The organism is Kribbella sp. NPDC050470 (genome assembly GCF_044458365.1).
Lineage (GTDB): Bacteria > Actinomycetota > Actinomycetes > Propionibacteriales > Kribbellaceae > Kribbella.
Window position 1 is genome coordinate 418,617 of the sequence record NZ_JBITHV010000003.1, and the last position, 13,866, is coordinate 432,482.

The following is a 13,866-nucleotide window of genomic DNA, read 5'->3' on the forward strand; positions in this document are numbered from 1 at the left end:
GGAAGCAGCCCGCCGGAACCGTCCCCTGCGGCAGTTTCGGCGGGCCGCTGACTAAGAGTGTGCACGTGATCACGCAAAATGGCAACCCGTTACGTGATGAAACACCTACTTCAAGTGATCGCTTCAGCCCTGTGGACGGTGATCGGGCGACTGGACCGGGTTCCGGTAGGCTTTGGTCGCAAGAGCCTGGATGCGTCTCCGGATGAATGTCCGGTGAACGTCTCCGGGCTTCACCGTTTCCAGCGTCTGGCTGCCGCGGCGTCGCCGACGTCGTCGGCCGGCGCGTGAAGAGGAGGGCTGAGATGCCCGCAATCGTGCTCGTCGGCGCCCAGTGGGGCGATGAGGGCAAAGGCAAGGCGACCGATCTGCTCGGCAACACGGGCGAGGTCATCGACTACGTGGTCAAGTTCAACGGCGGCAACAACGCCGGCCACACGGTCGTGATCGGGTCCGAGAAGTACGCGCTGCACCTGCTGCCCAGCGGAATCCTGACCCCGGGGGTCACCCCGGTGATCGGCAACGGGGTCGTGGTCGACCTCAGCGTGCTGTTCGAGGAGCTGGACGCGCTGCAGGCCCGTGGCGTCGACACGTCCCGGCTGGTGGTGAGTGCGAGCGCTCATCTGATCCCGCCGTACAACCGGACGCTGGACAAGGTGACCGAGCGGTTCCTCGGCAGCCGCCGGATCGGGACCACGGGACGCGGCATCGGGCCGACGTACGCGGACAAGATGAACCGGATCGGCATCCGGGTCCAGGACCTGTACGACGAGAAGATCCTCGAGCAGAAGGTGACCGGCGCGCTGGAGCAGAAGAACCAGCTGCTGGTGAAGGTCTACAACCGCCGCGCGGTCGAGATCGCCGAGGTGCTGGACGAGCTGCTCGGGTACGCCGACCGCCTCAAGCCGATGGTGGCCGACACCAGCCTGCTGCTGAACAAGGCACTCGACGACGGCAAGACCGTGCTGATGGAGGCCGGTCAGGCGACCCTCCTCGACGTCGACCACGGGACCTACCCGTTCGTCACCTCGTCGAACGCGATCTCCGCGGGCGCGTGCACCGGCTCCGGCATCCCGCCGACGCGGATCGACCGCGTGATGGCGGTCGTCAAGGCCTACACGACCCGGGTCGGCGAGGGGCCGTTCCCGACCGAGCTGCTCGACGCCGACGGTGAGTGGCTGCGGCAGCAGGGCGCAGAGTTCGGTACGACGACCGGCCGGCCACGCCGGTGTGGTTGGTACGACGCGGTCATCGCGCGGTACGCCGCCCGCGTGAACGGTGTCTCCGACTTCGTCCTCACGAAACTGGACACGCTGACTGGGCGCTCGACGATCCCGGTCTGCGTCGCGTACGACGTCGGCGGTGTTCGGCACGACGAGATGCCGATGACGCAGACCGACTTCCACCACGCTGTCCCGGTCTACGAGGAGTTCGACGGCTGGTCCGACGACATCTCGGGCTGCCGCAGCTTCGAGGACCTCCCGAAGGAGGCCCAGGCCTACGTCCGCGCCGTCGAGTCCCTCAGCGGCGCCCGCATCTCCGCCATCGGCGTAGGCCCCGAACGCACCCAAATCGTCCAGCTGTGAGCTAAGTCAGCGGCCGATGAAGGGTAGGTCTCGGATGAAGGGGGCCTGGCGGAGGTCTTCGAGGGTGGGGCGGGTGTTGATGTCGGGGGTTTCTATGGGGGTGCGGGCCCAGGTGGAGCCCTCGCCCTGGGTGGCGTTGTAGAACGCGAGGCCGCCCAGGGCCAGCAGTACGGCGGCGACGATGGCCGACAGCCAGCGCGGGCGGAACGCGTTGCGGGCCGCGATGTGGGCGCCTCGACGGAGCGAGCTTCCGCCGGGGCCCCACCACGCGAAGAAGAGTGCGGTGAGCGCCGCGCTACCGAAGCCGACCGCCGACAGCGGCTGCCAGTCGACCCCGTTGGCGACACCGACCATTCCGGTCACGATGCCTCCGACGACGACTCCGGTCAGGAGCGGCAGGATCAGGCACGGCAGGGTGATCAGGGCTGAGGTGACCAGCTGCAGCGGAGTGGAGGCCGCGGCGACCACACCGTCGGAGCGCCCAGACCGGCCGCGCATCTGGCGGCGACGCATCAGGGCGGTGCTGGAGCGGTCGACCGTACGGGCGATCACGAACAGCACGATCGCCACTAGCGAGCCGAGGCCGGGGTAGAGCGCAACGAGTCCGGTGAGCGCGATCATGAAGCCGACGACCACAGCTGTGCGCTTGCCGGTGGCGGGAGCTCGCTGCGGCTTCCCGTCGTACGGGTTGGCCTGGAAGGGGTCCCTGCGCTCCAGTGACTGAGGAGCACGCTGCTGATACGGCTCCGGCGTCGGGCTCTGGTAGCCACCGGGGTTCGGCGCAGCCGCGTAGCCGGGGGCGCCATGGTAGGGGAGCGGCATCGCAGCCGGAGCGGCCGCGTTCGGCGCCGGACTGTACGTCGCCGGATGCACCGGAGCCCCCGCCAGACCGCCAACACCACCACCGGCAGCGCCACCAGCCGCACCGCCGACCACAGCACCGCCGGCCACCGCGCCGCCAGCCGCTGCTGCAGCCGCGGCCTTGCGATTGGCAGCGGCATCGCGGAGCTTGTCCCGAATCGGCGCAAACGCGGACAGCGGCGGAATTACCGACGGCACCAGTTGCGCCACCTCCGCAGGCGACGGCTCTCCAGGCGACGCAGGCTCGGTGGACTCCTCCGGCATGACCCGAGTCATCTGCGCAGTAGGCGGACTGAGCTGAACAGTCGGCGGAGCAACCACCACCGTCGGCTTGTCACGCGGCACGAACGCATCGCGGCCCTCGGCGTACCGGTTGAGGCCGGTCATGATCTCGTCCTGCGTCGGCCGGTCCCGTCGGTCCGGAGAGAGCGCCGCGGCAAGCAGGGACTTCAGCCGCGGGTCCAGCCCGTCTAGGTCGGCCTGACCGCTGTGCACCCGGGCCAGCACGGCCTCGAACGGACCCTTGCCGAATGGCCGCCGTCCAGTGGCCGCAAACGCCACAGTCGCGGCCCAGCCCCACCAGTCCGCGGACTCCGACACCGTCTCGCCCTCGATGAGCTCCGGTGCGAGGTAACCCGGCGTACCGATCACCAGGCCGGTCTGAGTGAGTCGCAGGTCGTCAGCGGCCTGGGCGATACCGAAGTCGATCATCACCGGGCGGCCGTTGAACATCATCACGTTGCCCGGCTTGAGGTCGCGGTGGATGACGCCGGCGGTGTGGATCGCCTGCAGCGACTCCGCCAGGCAGCCGGCCACCGGCAGCCACTTGCGCGGCGTCAGTGGTCCACGGTCGTCGACCTGCTCGTCCAGTGGCCGGCCCGGGACGAACCGCGTCACCAGGTACGGCTGGTCGCCTTCCAGGTCGTGGTCGAGGATGCCTGCCACACCGGGGTGGTTCACCTTCTGCAGTGTGGTTGCTTCGCGCTGCAACCGGGCGCGTGCGATCGGGTCGTGGGCGACGTGCGGACGCAGCACCTTCAGTGCGACTTCCTGGTGCTCGGGTCCTTCGGCCAGGTAGACGACGCCCATGCCGCCCTGCCCGAGCCGCCGCACCAGCCGGTACGGCCCGACCCGCTCCTCCACCTCCTCCACCGGTGTGGAAGGAGGTCCCCCTGTGGCTGACATGCCATCTACGGTACGTCGGCAGCAGACCAATCCAGGCCTGATGACGTCAGAGGTAATCGTCTTGATGCACCGAGTGCCGGAGCCTTGTCGCATCCCGAGGAGCGAGGAGGCTCACCGTGAAGCACTACGCGATCGCCAACCTGCGCAACGTCCGCCTCGGCGCGGGCATCACCGAGTACCTCGAGCGCATCGACGCGACGCTGGCGCCGTACGACGGCCACTTCATCGTGCACGGCAATCAGCCGGAGTACATCGAGGGCATGTGGGACGGCGCCTTGATCGTGATCGAGTTCCCGGACTACGAAAGCGCCCGCGGCTGGTACGACTCACCCGCGTACCGCGAGATCCTGCACCTGCGCACCGACAACTCCGACGGCGTCGCGATGCTCGTCGAGGGCGTCGACCGGACGCATAAGGCCACCGACGTACTGGGCTGAGGTTGGTGGCCGGATCCTTGCGAAGGGCGGCCAGGCGGTCACTGGCTGGCAGCGATGCGAAACGGTTGGGTGAAGGTATGCGGATCGAGATGCTGGTGTTCGACGGGGTCGATGAGATGGATGTGATGGGTCCGTTCGAGGTGTGGAGTCACGCCTCGAAGCGGACGGAGCTCGAGCTCGCGCTGGTCGGGCTGGACGGGCCGGTCGAGGTGACCGGGCTGCATGGTCTGCAGTTCAAGGCACCGGTTGGGCTCGGTACGCCGGACGCGCTGTTCGTCCCCGGGGGCGGCTGGCTGAACCGCGCCGACAAAGGCTCGTGGGCCGAGGCGAGGCGCGGTGTGATGACCGCCCGGATCGCCGAGCTCGCGCCACAGCTCCGTTTCGTCAGCTCGGTCTGCACGGGCTCGATGCTGCTCGCCGAAGCCGGTCTGCTGAAGGGGCGAGCGGTGACCACGAATCGCAACGCCTGGTCGGAGCTCGAGGAGTTCGGCGCGGACGTGAAGACGAACCGCGTCGTCGACGACGGCGACCTGGTCACCGCCGGCGGCATCACGGCCGGCATCGACCTCGCGCTGCACGTCGTCGAGCGCGAGTTCTCCGCCGAGGTCGCGGACGGCATCGCGGCCACGATGGAGTACACCCGCGACCGCGACCTCTACCTGGTTGCTGCAGGCAACTGACGCCGGAGCAGCACCCCGCGGCTGCCGCGCTTGCGGAGCAGGGCGCCGGACAGATCCTCCAGCCGGGGCGGGACGAGCTCGATCTCCTCCTCGACCGACCACGCCGCCGGCCAGACCTGCCGCGCGAGTTCGCCCGCTTCCAGCGCCACGAACAGGTGATCGGTCGGGAACCGATCGAGCAGGCTCAGGTCCTGGCCGTAGTACAAGACCTCGATCAGCAGGTACGCCGACCCCGTGAGCCGGGCCGTGGTCGCGAGGTCCTCGAAGCTGTGTGGATGGATGCGAACGTCCCCGCTCACGTTCGAGCGCAGCCGGTCGAGGAGATCCTCGTTCGGCTCGGTCGCGTCGACGGAGTACCCATCGGCCAGCAGCCGCTGCGTCAGCGCGCCCTCGTGCGCGCCCACCTCGATCACCCGCCCCGCGGCGGGATCGAAGTGCCTCCGCAACCACCGGACCGTCGCATCCAGCCGCTCCTGCTCGTACGGCGATGCCGCGACCTCGACCGGGTCGAGTACGACGGGCGGCGTACTGACCGCCATCGTGTAGCGGACCGAGCCCTCGACGGCAGCCGTGAGGTCGAGGGCCCAGCGACCGTGCGTGGTCCGGGTGTCCGACGGGTGATGCGTCCAGACGGTGAACGGGACCGCGCCGGCCTCGCGGGCGATCGCCGCGGCCGCGGTCGCCGGTGAGAACGGCTTGTCGCTCTCGCCGGAGCTGGCCTGGAGTGCAGCGATCGCCGCGAGCCGGCCTTCGAGCGGCACGCCGGCTGGCAGCTTCAGGTAGATGCCACGCTCGGCGGCGAGCAGGTGGACCTCACGGCCATGGGCCGGATCCAGGACGGACAGGAAGTCGGTGACGGCATCTTCGGGACGGACAACGGCGAGGACGTCAATCATCCTGGTCCAGTTTACGCAACGTCCTTACCGAAGGTTGTCGAGCGTGTGTCGATCAGTTGACGAGTTGCGGGTAGGCCGCGGAGAGGTCCTGGGAGGCCAGCGCCTTGGCTCCGCGCGCGGTGTCGTCGGCCAGCACCTCGTGCGCCCCTGCCTCGATGCCGTCGAGCGCCTGCTTGGCGATGTCCTCCGGGCGAGCCTTCGGTGCGGTGACGGCGGTCGCCATGTCGGTGTCGACGTACCCCATGTGCAGGCCGGTGACGCCGATGCCGCGGTCGAGCAGCTCGAGCCGGATCGCGTTGCTCTGCAGCCAGAACGCGGCCTTCGTCGCGGCGTACGCGCCGTGCAGGGCGACCCAGGAGAGTGCCGAGTGCGCGTTCAGGATGTGGCCGCCGCCGTTACGCTCGATCACCGGGACCAGGGCGCGGGTCAGGTTGAGCGGGCCGAAGAAGTTCGACTCGAAGACGTCCCGGACGGCCTCGATCGGGGTGTCCAGGTAGGTGTCCGGTGAGCCGGCCCCGGCGTTGTTGACCAGGACGGTGACGTCCGGGACCGCGGCGACCAGGGCGTCGATCGAGGCCTGGTCGGTGATCTCCAGCGCCAGCGGCACGACGCGCGGATCGCTGCTCGGCTTGGGGTTGCGGGCGGTGGCGTAGACCTTCGCGACACCGCGGTCCAGCAGGTCGTCGACGATCGCCTTGCCGATCCCGCGCTGGCCGCCGGTGACGAGGACGACGGCGCCTTCGAGGTTGGTCATGTCAGAACTCCAAATGCGTGGAAACCGATCTGTTTCCATCAGCGTAAACCGATCGGTTTCCCAATGCAAATCCACCCGGTACTCTCGTTGCATGACCACCTCGGCGACACCCCGCGAGCGGCTCCTGGACGCCGCGGGCGAACTCTTCTACCGCGACGGCGTCGGCATCGGTGTGGACGCGCTCTGCAAGGCGGCCGGGGTGTCGAAGAAGTCGATGTACCAGCTGTTCCGCTCCAAGGACGAGCTGATCGCGGAGAGCCTGGCCAGCCGCGGACCGGCGTACCAGCGCATGCTGCACCCGGGGTCGGAGGACGACCGGCCGGCCCGCGACCGGATCCTGTCCGTGTTCGAGCGGCAGGACCGGATGGCTGCCGAGAGCAACTACCTCGGCTGCCCGATGGTGAGTACGGCGGTCGAGCTGAAGAACCCGGAACACCCGGGCTCGGTGGTCGCGCGGCACTTCAAGCAGCAGCTGACCGACTACTTCCACCGTGAGCTGGTGAAGGCGGGCGCGGATGACCCGGGCACGCTGGCGATCCAGCTGACCATCATCTTCGACGGCGTGAGCGCTCGCGCGGTGGTTCGGGCGCAGCCCCTTGGTGGAGTCGGTGTCGCCACGGCCGCTGCGCTGCTGGACGCCGCCGGTGTGCGCTCCGGCGAGCTGGCGACCCAGGCGCGCTGACACCAGACGACCGGCTTGCCGTTCGGGGAAAGGATGCCGTCCGGCAGGAACCGCTCGTCGCGGTACCAGAGCCCGCTCGACGGGATCCGCAACCGCCGCGTCCGCTTGATGTGGTCGTACAGCCGGTAGAGCTTCGTCCAGTACGACGTCTCGCCACGCAGCCGGCCGATCCGCGCGAGCGGCGGCGTCGCCATGTGCAGCGCGTCGCACCACCACCAGTCGTCGATCTTCGTGCTGTCGACCATCCGCCGCAGCGTGTCCGTTGCCGCGGTCAACTTGTTCGGCGACGGCTCGAGCCTCGTAGAGGTCGAGGTAGGTCTGGATGCAGTTGTGGTTGTCGGCGTAGCGGGTGGCCACGCCGCCGGGGATGCCGTAGTCGTGCCGCTCGGGGGCGGGGTGGCGACTGCGGTGGTGGTGACGGAGGGTAGTGCCGGGGCGGCCATGGCGGCGGTTCCGAAGGTCAGGAACTGGCGTCGTTTGATGGGACAACACCTCACTTTGTTCCACGGATGATGGGACTTCTCGGCAGGTTGTTCCGTTGTGAAATTCCTGCCCGTTGGGATATTGACCTGCTCACCGTCCGTCGTCAGACTTTCGAAAAGACCCTGCGCTAGTGGGGGAAGCGCAGGTGTTCTTACCGCCCCGAAGAACAGGACACCGCCCATGCGAAAGAAACCCCTGGTCTTGGCTGCTGCGTGCGTTGCGCTGGTTGCCGGGACCCTCAGCAGCCCTGCTGTCGCCAGTCCGAAGGCAGAGACGATGGTTCCGCAAGCGCCCGCCGTGTTCACGCACCCTGGTGTCGGCGTGAGCCGGGCGCAGCTCGACTTCGTCCGGGCCAAGGTGCAGGCCGGTGCGCAGCCGTGGACGGACGCGTTCAACCAGGCCAAGAACAGCAGTTACGGGTCGTTGAGCCGGACGCCGAAACCGCGAGCCGTCGTCGAGTGCGGTCCGTACTCGAACCCGAACCTCGGCTGCACCGACGAGCGCCAGGACGCGATCGCGGCGTACACCGACGCGGTGCTCTGGTACATCACCCGTGACGACCGCTACGCCCAGAAGGCGATCCAGCTCATGGACGCCTGGTCGGCGACGATCCAGGACCACACCAACAGCAACGCGCCGCTGCAGACCGCGTGGTCGGCGTCGTCCTGGCCGAAGGCCGCCGAGATCATCAAGCACGTGTACGGCAACTGGCCGAACTCGGGCCGGTTCGCGACCATGCTGCGCAACGTCTACCTGCCCGAGATCATCAACGGCTCCAACTCCAACGGGAACTGGGAGCTGACGATGACCGAGGCCATCCAGGGCATCGGCGTGTTCCTCGAGGACCGGGCCGTGTACGACAAGGCGATCTCGCTCTACCGGGTCCGGGTGCCGGCCTTCGTCTACCTGGAGTCGGACGGCCCGCTGCCGAAGACCAAGCCGAGCCAGAACCTGAACACCCGCGAGAAGATCATCGCCTACTGGCACGGCCAGGAGACGTTCGTGAACGGCGTGACGCAGGAGACCTGCCGCGACTTCACCCACACCGGCTACGGCATCTCGTCGATCTCGCACGTGCTGGAGACGTCCCGGATCCAGGGCATCGACCTGTACCTGGAGTTCGGTGAGCGGCTGCGGCACGCGCTCGGGTTCCAGTCCCGGTGGGAACGCAACCTCGAGCCGGTGCCGTCCTGGCTGTGCAACGGGTCGGTGAACCGCGGACTCGGACCGATCACCGAGGTCGGGTTCAACGCCCTGCACACCCGGCTCGGGATCGCGATGACGAACACCCAGGCGATCACCGAGTCGCGGCGTCCGGCCGGGAGCAACAGCCTCTTCGTGGCGTGGGAGACCCTCACGCACGCGGAGAACCCGTCCTGAGTCTCACCAGGCTGCGGCCGGGGAACTCCTCGGCCGCAGCACCGATCAGATCTGGGCTTCGCCGCGCTTCCAGTAGCCCTGGAACGAGATCGCGCTCTTCGGCATCCCGGCCGCGTTGACCAGGTGGCGCCGTACCGACTTGATCATCGAGGACTCGCCGGCCACCCAGGCGTAGTCGGCGTCGTACGGGAGAGCGGCGGCTTTGAGTGCCTCGAGCAACGAGGTCTCGCCGGTCACGACCCAGGTGACGTCGGCCGTGCCAGGGGTCGGCAGTGGGCGGGCATCGCGGATGTCGGGCACCTCGACGAACACCGTGGCGTGGATCGCGGCTGGCAGCTGTTCGAGGATCCCGGCGAGAGCGGGCAGCGCAGTCTCGTCGGCGACGAGCACCCGGCGGATGCTGGTCGCCGGCGGGACGTAGTCGACGCCGGAGTGCAGCAGGCCCTTGGTGCTGGTGGTGTCGACCGCGAACGGCAGGATCAGGCCGAGTTGGTCACCGGGCTCGGCCTCGCTGACCCACGCGGACGCGGGGCCGTTGACGCCGTGCAGGACGAACTCGATGTCGATCTCGGCGACCTCCGGACGGAGCGCCCGGACCGTGTATGTCCGCATGATGAAACGCTCGTCGGCCGGCTGCGCGCACCACTGGGTGTACCAGTCCGGGCCGACCGGGAGCTTGAGCTCACCGCCGTTAGGCGGCGCGAGTAGGACCTTGATGCGCTGGTCCGGGCCGGCCGTCACGGCCTCGGCGATCCGCGGTGCGACGAACGTCACGCGGCGCAGGTGCGGGCTGAGGTCGTCGACCGCCGCCACGGTGGCGAGCACCGAGTCGAACACGATCGGCCGCTCGAGCACAGTCGTCATGCTGTTTCTCTCCATTGAATTCGGCCCCACCCCGCCGCCCCGGTCAGGAAGCCTTGCAGGGGAGGCTCAGGTGCGGACCCGTGGACGGCCGGGTTATTCTGAGGCGTCTAGAGGTTAGCCTTACCTAAGAGGATCCCAAAGTCCAATGCCCCCGCCCACTGCTGTGGCCGAGTCCACAGGTCCCGACGCCGTTGTGCCGACGCGGCCGCGGCGGACCCGGCGGGCCACCCTCATCCTCGGGTTGTTCGGCTGCATTGCCCTGCTGGCGCTGGTGACGTTGCTCAGCATCGCGGTCGGTTCGAAGCAGATCCCGCTGTCGACCGTGTTCGATGCCCTGCGCCACTACGACGACGCGAACACCGATCACGTGATCATCCGGTCACTGCGGGTGCCGCGGACCGTGATCGGCCTGCTGGTCGGCGCGGCCCTGGGTCTGTCGGGTGCCCTGATGCAGGGCGTGACCAGGAACCCGCTGGCTGACCCGGGCATCCTCGGGGTCAACGGCGGCGCCGCGCTTTTCGTTGTCGCGGGCATCTACTGGTTCGGGATGTCGACGCTGACGTCGTACGTCTGGCTGGCTTTTGCCGGCGCCGCCGCGGCCTCGGTCGCGGTCTACATGCTCGGGTCGCTGGGCCGCGAGGGCGTGACGCCGGTGAAGCTGGCGCTGGCCGGCGCGGCGATGACGGCGATGCTCGGCTCGCTCACCACCGCGCTGCTGATCGGTGACGTCGACACGTTCGACCAGTACCGGTTCTGGGCGGTCGGATCGCTGGCCGGCCGGGGCTCGGACATCGCCATGCAGGTCGCGCCGTTCATCCTGATCGGGATCGTGCTGGCGCTGGTCTCGGGCCGGGTCCTGAACGCGCTGTCGCTCGGCGACGAGGTCGCGAAGTCGCTCGGCCAGCGGGTCGGACTGGCGCGGTTGTTCGTCGCGGTGATCGTCGTACTGCTGTGTGGCGCTGCCACCGCGGCCGCGGGACCGATCGGTTTTGTCGGGCTGACGATCCCGCACGTGGCCCGGCTGATCACCGGCCCGGACTACCGCTGGATCCTGCCGTACTCGATGCTGCTGGCGCCGATCCTGCTGCTCGCCTCCGACGTCCTCGGCCGGATCGTCGCGCAGCCCGGTGAGCTGCAGGTCGGCATCGTCACCGCGGTGATCGGCGCGCCGTTCTTCATCGCGCTGGTACGGCGCCGGAAGCTGGCGGACCTGTGACGACGACAGCCGAGGCAGTTCAGGTCATCGCCCGGGCCCGCGCGGTCCGGCAGGCTCGCTCGTTCACGGTGATCGTCGTCCTCGCCGTACTCGTGTTCGCGGTCTTCTGCGTCTCGCTGTCGCTGGGCGACTTCAAGATCCCGGTCGTCGACGTGGTGAAGACGCTGTTCGGCGGCGGCGACCGCGCGACCGAGTTCATCGTCAACCGGCTGCGATTGCCCAGGGCACTCACCGGCCTGATGGTCGGCGCCGCCCTCGGCATGTCCGGCGCGATCTTCCAGAGCATCGCCCGCAACCCGCTGGCCAGCCCCGACATCATCGGCGTCACGTACGGCGCCAGCGCGTTCGCCGTGTTCGCCATCGTCACGCTCGGCCTGACCGGCGTGGCGGTGTCGGCGTTCGCGATCGTCGGCGCGGTGCTGACCGCGTTCATCATGTACGTGCTGGCCTGGCGGCAGGGAGTGTCGAGCTACCGGCTGATCCTGATCGGGATCGGCATCGGGGCGATCGCCACCAGCATCACGTCGTACCTGCTGACCAAGGCGCGGGTCGAGATCGCCCAGCAGGCGCTGATCTGGCTGACCGGCAGCCTGAACGGCCGGGACTGGTCGAACGTCCGGTCGATGGGAATCACGCTGGCCGTGCTGACGCCGCTGATGATGTTCCTGGTCCACCAGTTGCGGATCCTGCAGCTCGGCGACGAGACGGCGTACGGGCTGGGGCTGCGGGTCGAGCTGTCCCGGCTCGGGCTGATCGTGATCGGCGTACTGCTCGCGGCCGTCGCGACCGCGGCGGCGGGACCGATCGGGTTCGTCGCGTTCGTGGCGCCACCGATCGCGCGCCGGCTGACCCGGTCGCCGGGGCCGGCGATGATCGCGTCCGCCTTGCTGGGTGCGCTGGTGGTGTCGGTGTCCGACCTGATTGCGCAGCACGCGTTCGGGGACACCCAGTTGCCGGTCGGGGTGGTGACGGGTGTGGTCGGAGCGCCGTACCTGATGTTCCTGCTGGCCCGGTCCAACCGGGTGGGGAGTGGTGGCTGAGAGATGGAGAACTCTGTGGACCACAGTTTGGCTGCTGACGGGTTGGCGGTCGGGTACGACCAGCGGGAGATCATCCACGACCTGTCGGTGCGGATCCCGACCGGGAAGATCACCGTCATCGTCGGCGCCAATGCGTGCGGCAAGTCGACCCTGCTCAAGACGCTGGCCCGGTTGCTGAAGCCGTCGCGCGGGACGGTGCTGCTGGATGGGAGGAGCATCCAGTCGATCCCGACGCGGGAGGTCGCGACGAAGCTCGGCCTGCTGCCGCAGTCGCCGACCGCGCCGGAGGGGATCACGGTCGCCGACCTGGTCGGGCGTGGTCGCTACCCGCGGACCCGGTGGATCCGGCAGTGGACCAGGACCGACGACGAGGCGGTCGCGGCCGCGATGACGTCGACCGACGTACTCTCGATCGCGGACCGGCCGATCGACGAGCTGTCCGGCGGGCAGCGGCAACGCGTCTGGATCGCGATGGCGCTCGCCCAGGAGACCGACATCCTGCTGCTGGACGAGCCGACGACGTTCCTCGACCTGACGCACCAGTTCGAGGTGCTGGACCTGCTGGTCGACCTGAACAAGTCCGACGAGCGCACCATCGTCCTGGTTCTGCACGACCTCAACCAGGCCTGCCGCTTCGGCGACCACCTGATCGCGATGAAGGACGGCGCCATCGTCTGCGAGGGCAACCCGAGCGAGGTCATCACCGAACAGGTCGTCCACGACGTCTTCGGCCTGGCCGTCAAGGTCATCCCCGACCCGGTGGCCGGCACCCCCATGGTGGTCCCCCTGGGCCGCCACACCACCCGCAGCGACCGCCCCCAGGACACCCCGCCGGCGACCTCCCGCACCGACTCCGCGCCCGCGATCGACGCTTCGGCCGGCGGTGAATCGGGTGTCAGCGGTCCGGGTGGAGGTGCTGCAGCTGCCAGCAGTGCAGTTGCGCAGGCGCTCGCGGCCAGCGCGGCAGCCAACGGCGTCTGCCGTCCCAGCGACCGCTAGACGCTCAGGTGTAGAGCCATTTGCCGTACGGCGTCCCGGGGCCGGGATCAGGTGGTTGGGCGCCGGGACTGGTAGAGGATCAGGCCGGCTAGGAGGGCGCCTAAGGTGCCCAGAGCCAGATCACCGAGGGTGTCGGTGTAGGCGGTTTGGAGCTCGGGGGAGTTGCGGATGAAGGCGAAGTACTCGCCGACCTCCCACACGACCGCGGCGGTGGCGCCGAAGCCGAGGGCTACGAAGGCGGTCAGGCCGCGGGACAGGGTCGGCGGCGCGAAGGCGATCAGGACGCCGGCGGTGAGGAGGCCCCAGAGGATGAGGTGCATGGCGTCGTCCCACCAGCTCACGGTGTCGAACAGGTTGAGCCGGTTGCCGATCAGGTCGATCAGCCACGGGAGCGTCATCAGTAGATCGGCGTGCCACGGGAACCGGGCGTGCAGTTTGCTGCGCGTCCGGCCGTACGCCCACCACCACAGCGGCAGCACCATCACGCCGAGCGGGTAGACGATCAGCCGCGCGGTCGACGCCTTGCCCTTGATCCCGCTGAGGTCCGGCCAGATCAGGGCCGACAGCAACAAGCCGAACAGCAGAACCTTCGCGGCCAGGGCGGCGTACCGGACCCAGTTGATCCGCGTGGTGGGGACCGTGGTGGCAACCATCGTCGTCATGCCTCCCAGTCAAACCGGCCGCTGGGCGAGGCGGATGAGTACAACTACGGACGAGCAGCCACGGAAAACCCCCGGCCGCGCCATTCTGACGCACCCGGGGGCAGTTGTCCCGCCTTCCCCACCCCGCTCGCCCGTCGGCCTGGG

The 13,866-nt window shown here is 68.9% G+C and carries 14 protein-coding genes and 1 pseudogene; 9 read left to right on the forward strand and 6 right to left on the reverse strand.

Going from position 1 to position 13,866, the window contains the following annotated elements; all coding sequences use genetic code 11:
• Nucleotides 1–302 precede the first annotated feature (302 nt).
• Nucleotides 303–1,583, forward strand: coding sequence for an adenylosuccinate synthase (locus ACIBGM_RS10500; protein WP_396385168.1), 1,281 nt, complete (start codon nucleotides 303–305; stop codon nucleotides 1,581–1,583).
• Between the two features lie 6 nt (nucleotides 1,584–1,589).
• Here ACIBGM_RS10500 and ACIBGM_RS10505 read toward each other — a convergent pair whose 3' ends face one another.
• Complete coding sequence (locus ACIBGM_RS10505; RefSeq protein ID WP_396385170.1) at nucleotides 1,590–3,629, reverse strand: serine/threonine-protein kinase; 2,040 nt, start codon at nucleotides 3,627–3,629, stop codon at nucleotides 1,590–1,592.
• A 116-nt stretch (nucleotides 3,630–3,745) separates the two neighbouring features.
• Here ACIBGM_RS10505 and ACIBGM_RS10510 point away from each other — a divergent pair, with 116 nt between their 5' ends.
• Both ACIBGM_RS10510 and ACIBGM_RS10515 read left to right on the forward strand, forming a co-directional pair.
• The gene (locus ACIBGM_RS10510; protein ID WP_360514894.1) at nucleotides 3,746–4,066 is read left to right on the forward strand and encodes a DUF1330 domain-containing protein; all 321 of its coding nucleotides are present in this window, start codon (nucleotides 3,746–3,748) and stop codon (nucleotides 4,064–4,066) included.
• Between the two features lie 77 nt (nucleotides 4,067–4,143).
• Nucleotides 4,144–4,746: a DJ-1/PfpI family protein gene (locus ACIBGM_RS10515; protein ID WP_396385171.1), complete on the forward strand. Its 603-nt coding sequence runs from the start codon at nucleotides 4,144–4,146 to the stop codon at nucleotides 4,744–4,746.
• On the opposite strand, the gene ACIBGM_RS10520 is transcribed toward ACIBGM_RS10515, so the two are convergent.
• Nucleotides 4,722–5,642: an SAM-dependent methyltransferase gene (locus ACIBGM_RS10520; protein WP_396385172.1), complete on the reverse strand. Its 921-nt coding sequence runs from the start codon at nucleotides 5,640–5,642 to the stop codon at nucleotides 4,722–4,724. The genes ACIBGM_RS10515 and ACIBGM_RS10520 overlap by 25 nt on opposite strands.
• Nucleotides 5,643–5,694: 52 nt before the next feature.
• On the reverse strand, nucleotides 5,695–6,396 hold the full coding sequence (locus tag ACIBGM_RS10525; RefSeq protein ID WP_396385174.1) for an SDR family oxidoreductase: 702 nt from the start codon (nucleotides 6,394–6,396) through the stop codon (nucleotides 5,695–5,697).
• 91 nt (nucleotides 6,397–6,487) lie between these two features.
• Between ACIBGM_RS10525 and ACIBGM_RS10530 the strand changes: the two genes are divergently transcribed.
• A complete protein-coding gene (locus ACIBGM_RS10530) occupies nucleotides 6,488–7,078 on the forward strand; it encodes a TetR/AcrR family transcriptional regulator (protein WP_360514906.1) in 591 nt (196 codons plus the stop codon).
• A 44-nt stretch (nucleotides 7,079–7,122) separates the two neighbouring features.
• On the opposite strand, the pseudogene ACIBGM_RS10535 reads toward ACIBGM_RS10530, so the two are convergent.
• Nucleotides 7,123–7,323: pseudogene (locus ACIBGM_RS10535) on the reverse strand (glycoside hydrolase family 88 protein); the annotation flags it as partial.
• Between ACIBGM_RS10535 and ACIBGM_RS10540 the strand changes: the two are divergent.
• Both ACIBGM_RS10540 and ACIBGM_RS10545 read left to right on the forward strand, forming a co-directional pair.
• The gene (locus ACIBGM_RS10540; RefSeq protein WP_396385397.1) at nucleotides 7,271–7,591 is read left to right on the forward strand and encodes a hypothetical protein; all 321 of its coding nucleotides are present in this window, start codon (nucleotides 7,271–7,273) and stop codon (nucleotides 7,589–7,591) included. The pseudogene ACIBGM_RS10535 and the gene ACIBGM_RS10540 sit on opposite strands and share 53 nt — an antisense overlap.
• Nucleotides 7,592–7,837: 246 nt before the next feature.
• The gene (locus tag ACIBGM_RS10545) at nucleotides 7,838–8,941 is read left to right on the forward strand and encodes an alginate lyase family protein (RefSeq protein ID WP_396385175.1); all 1,104 of its coding nucleotides are present in this window, start codon (nucleotides 7,838–7,840) and stop codon (nucleotides 8,939–8,941) included.
• 45 nt (nucleotides 8,942–8,986) lie between these two features.
• Here the strand turns inward: ACIBGM_RS10545 and ACIBGM_RS10550 are convergent, their stop codons facing one another.
• Nucleotides 8,987–9,805 (reverse strand): siderophore-interacting protein, encoded by an 819-nt coding sequence (locus tag ACIBGM_RS10550; RefSeq protein ID WP_396385177.1) that lies wholly within the window; start codon nucleotides 9,803–9,805, stop codon nucleotides 8,987–8,989.
• A 145-nt stretch (nucleotides 9,806–9,950) separates the two neighbouring features.
• Between ACIBGM_RS10550 and ACIBGM_RS10555 the strand changes: the two genes are divergently transcribed.
• The 3 genes from ACIBGM_RS10555 to ACIBGM_RS10565 are packed head-to-tail and all read left to right on the forward strand — an operon-like array spanning nucleotide 9,951 to nucleotide 13,060.
• Nucleotides 9,951–11,021: a FecCD family ABC transporter permease gene (locus tag ACIBGM_RS10555; RefSeq protein WP_396385178.1), complete on the forward strand. Its 1,071-nt coding sequence runs from the start codon at nucleotides 9,951–9,953 to the stop codon at nucleotides 11,019–11,021.
• Nucleotides 11,018–12,061, forward strand: coding sequence for an iron chelate uptake ABC transporter family permease subunit (locus tag ACIBGM_RS10560; RefSeq protein WP_360514918.1), 1,044 nt, complete (start codon nucleotides 11,018–11,020; stop codon nucleotides 12,059–12,061). The genes ACIBGM_RS10555 and ACIBGM_RS10560 overlap by 4 nt, the downstream gene beginning before the upstream one ends.
• A gap of 3 nt (nucleotides 12,062–12,064) precedes the next feature.
• A complete protein-coding gene (locus ACIBGM_RS10565; RefSeq protein ID WP_396385179.1) occupies nucleotides 12,065–13,060 on the forward strand; it encodes an ABC transporter ATP-binding protein in 996 nt (331 codons plus the stop codon).
• Nucleotides 13,061–13,107: 47 nt separating this feature from the next.
• Here ACIBGM_RS10565 and ACIBGM_RS10570 read toward each other — a convergent pair whose 3' ends face one another.
• On the reverse strand, nucleotides 13,108–13,722 hold the full coding sequence (locus ACIBGM_RS10570; RefSeq protein ID WP_396385180.1) for a hypothetical protein: 615 nt from the start codon (nucleotides 13,720–13,722) through the stop codon (nucleotides 13,108–13,110).
• Nucleotides 13,723–13,866: the final 144 nt, after the last annotated feature.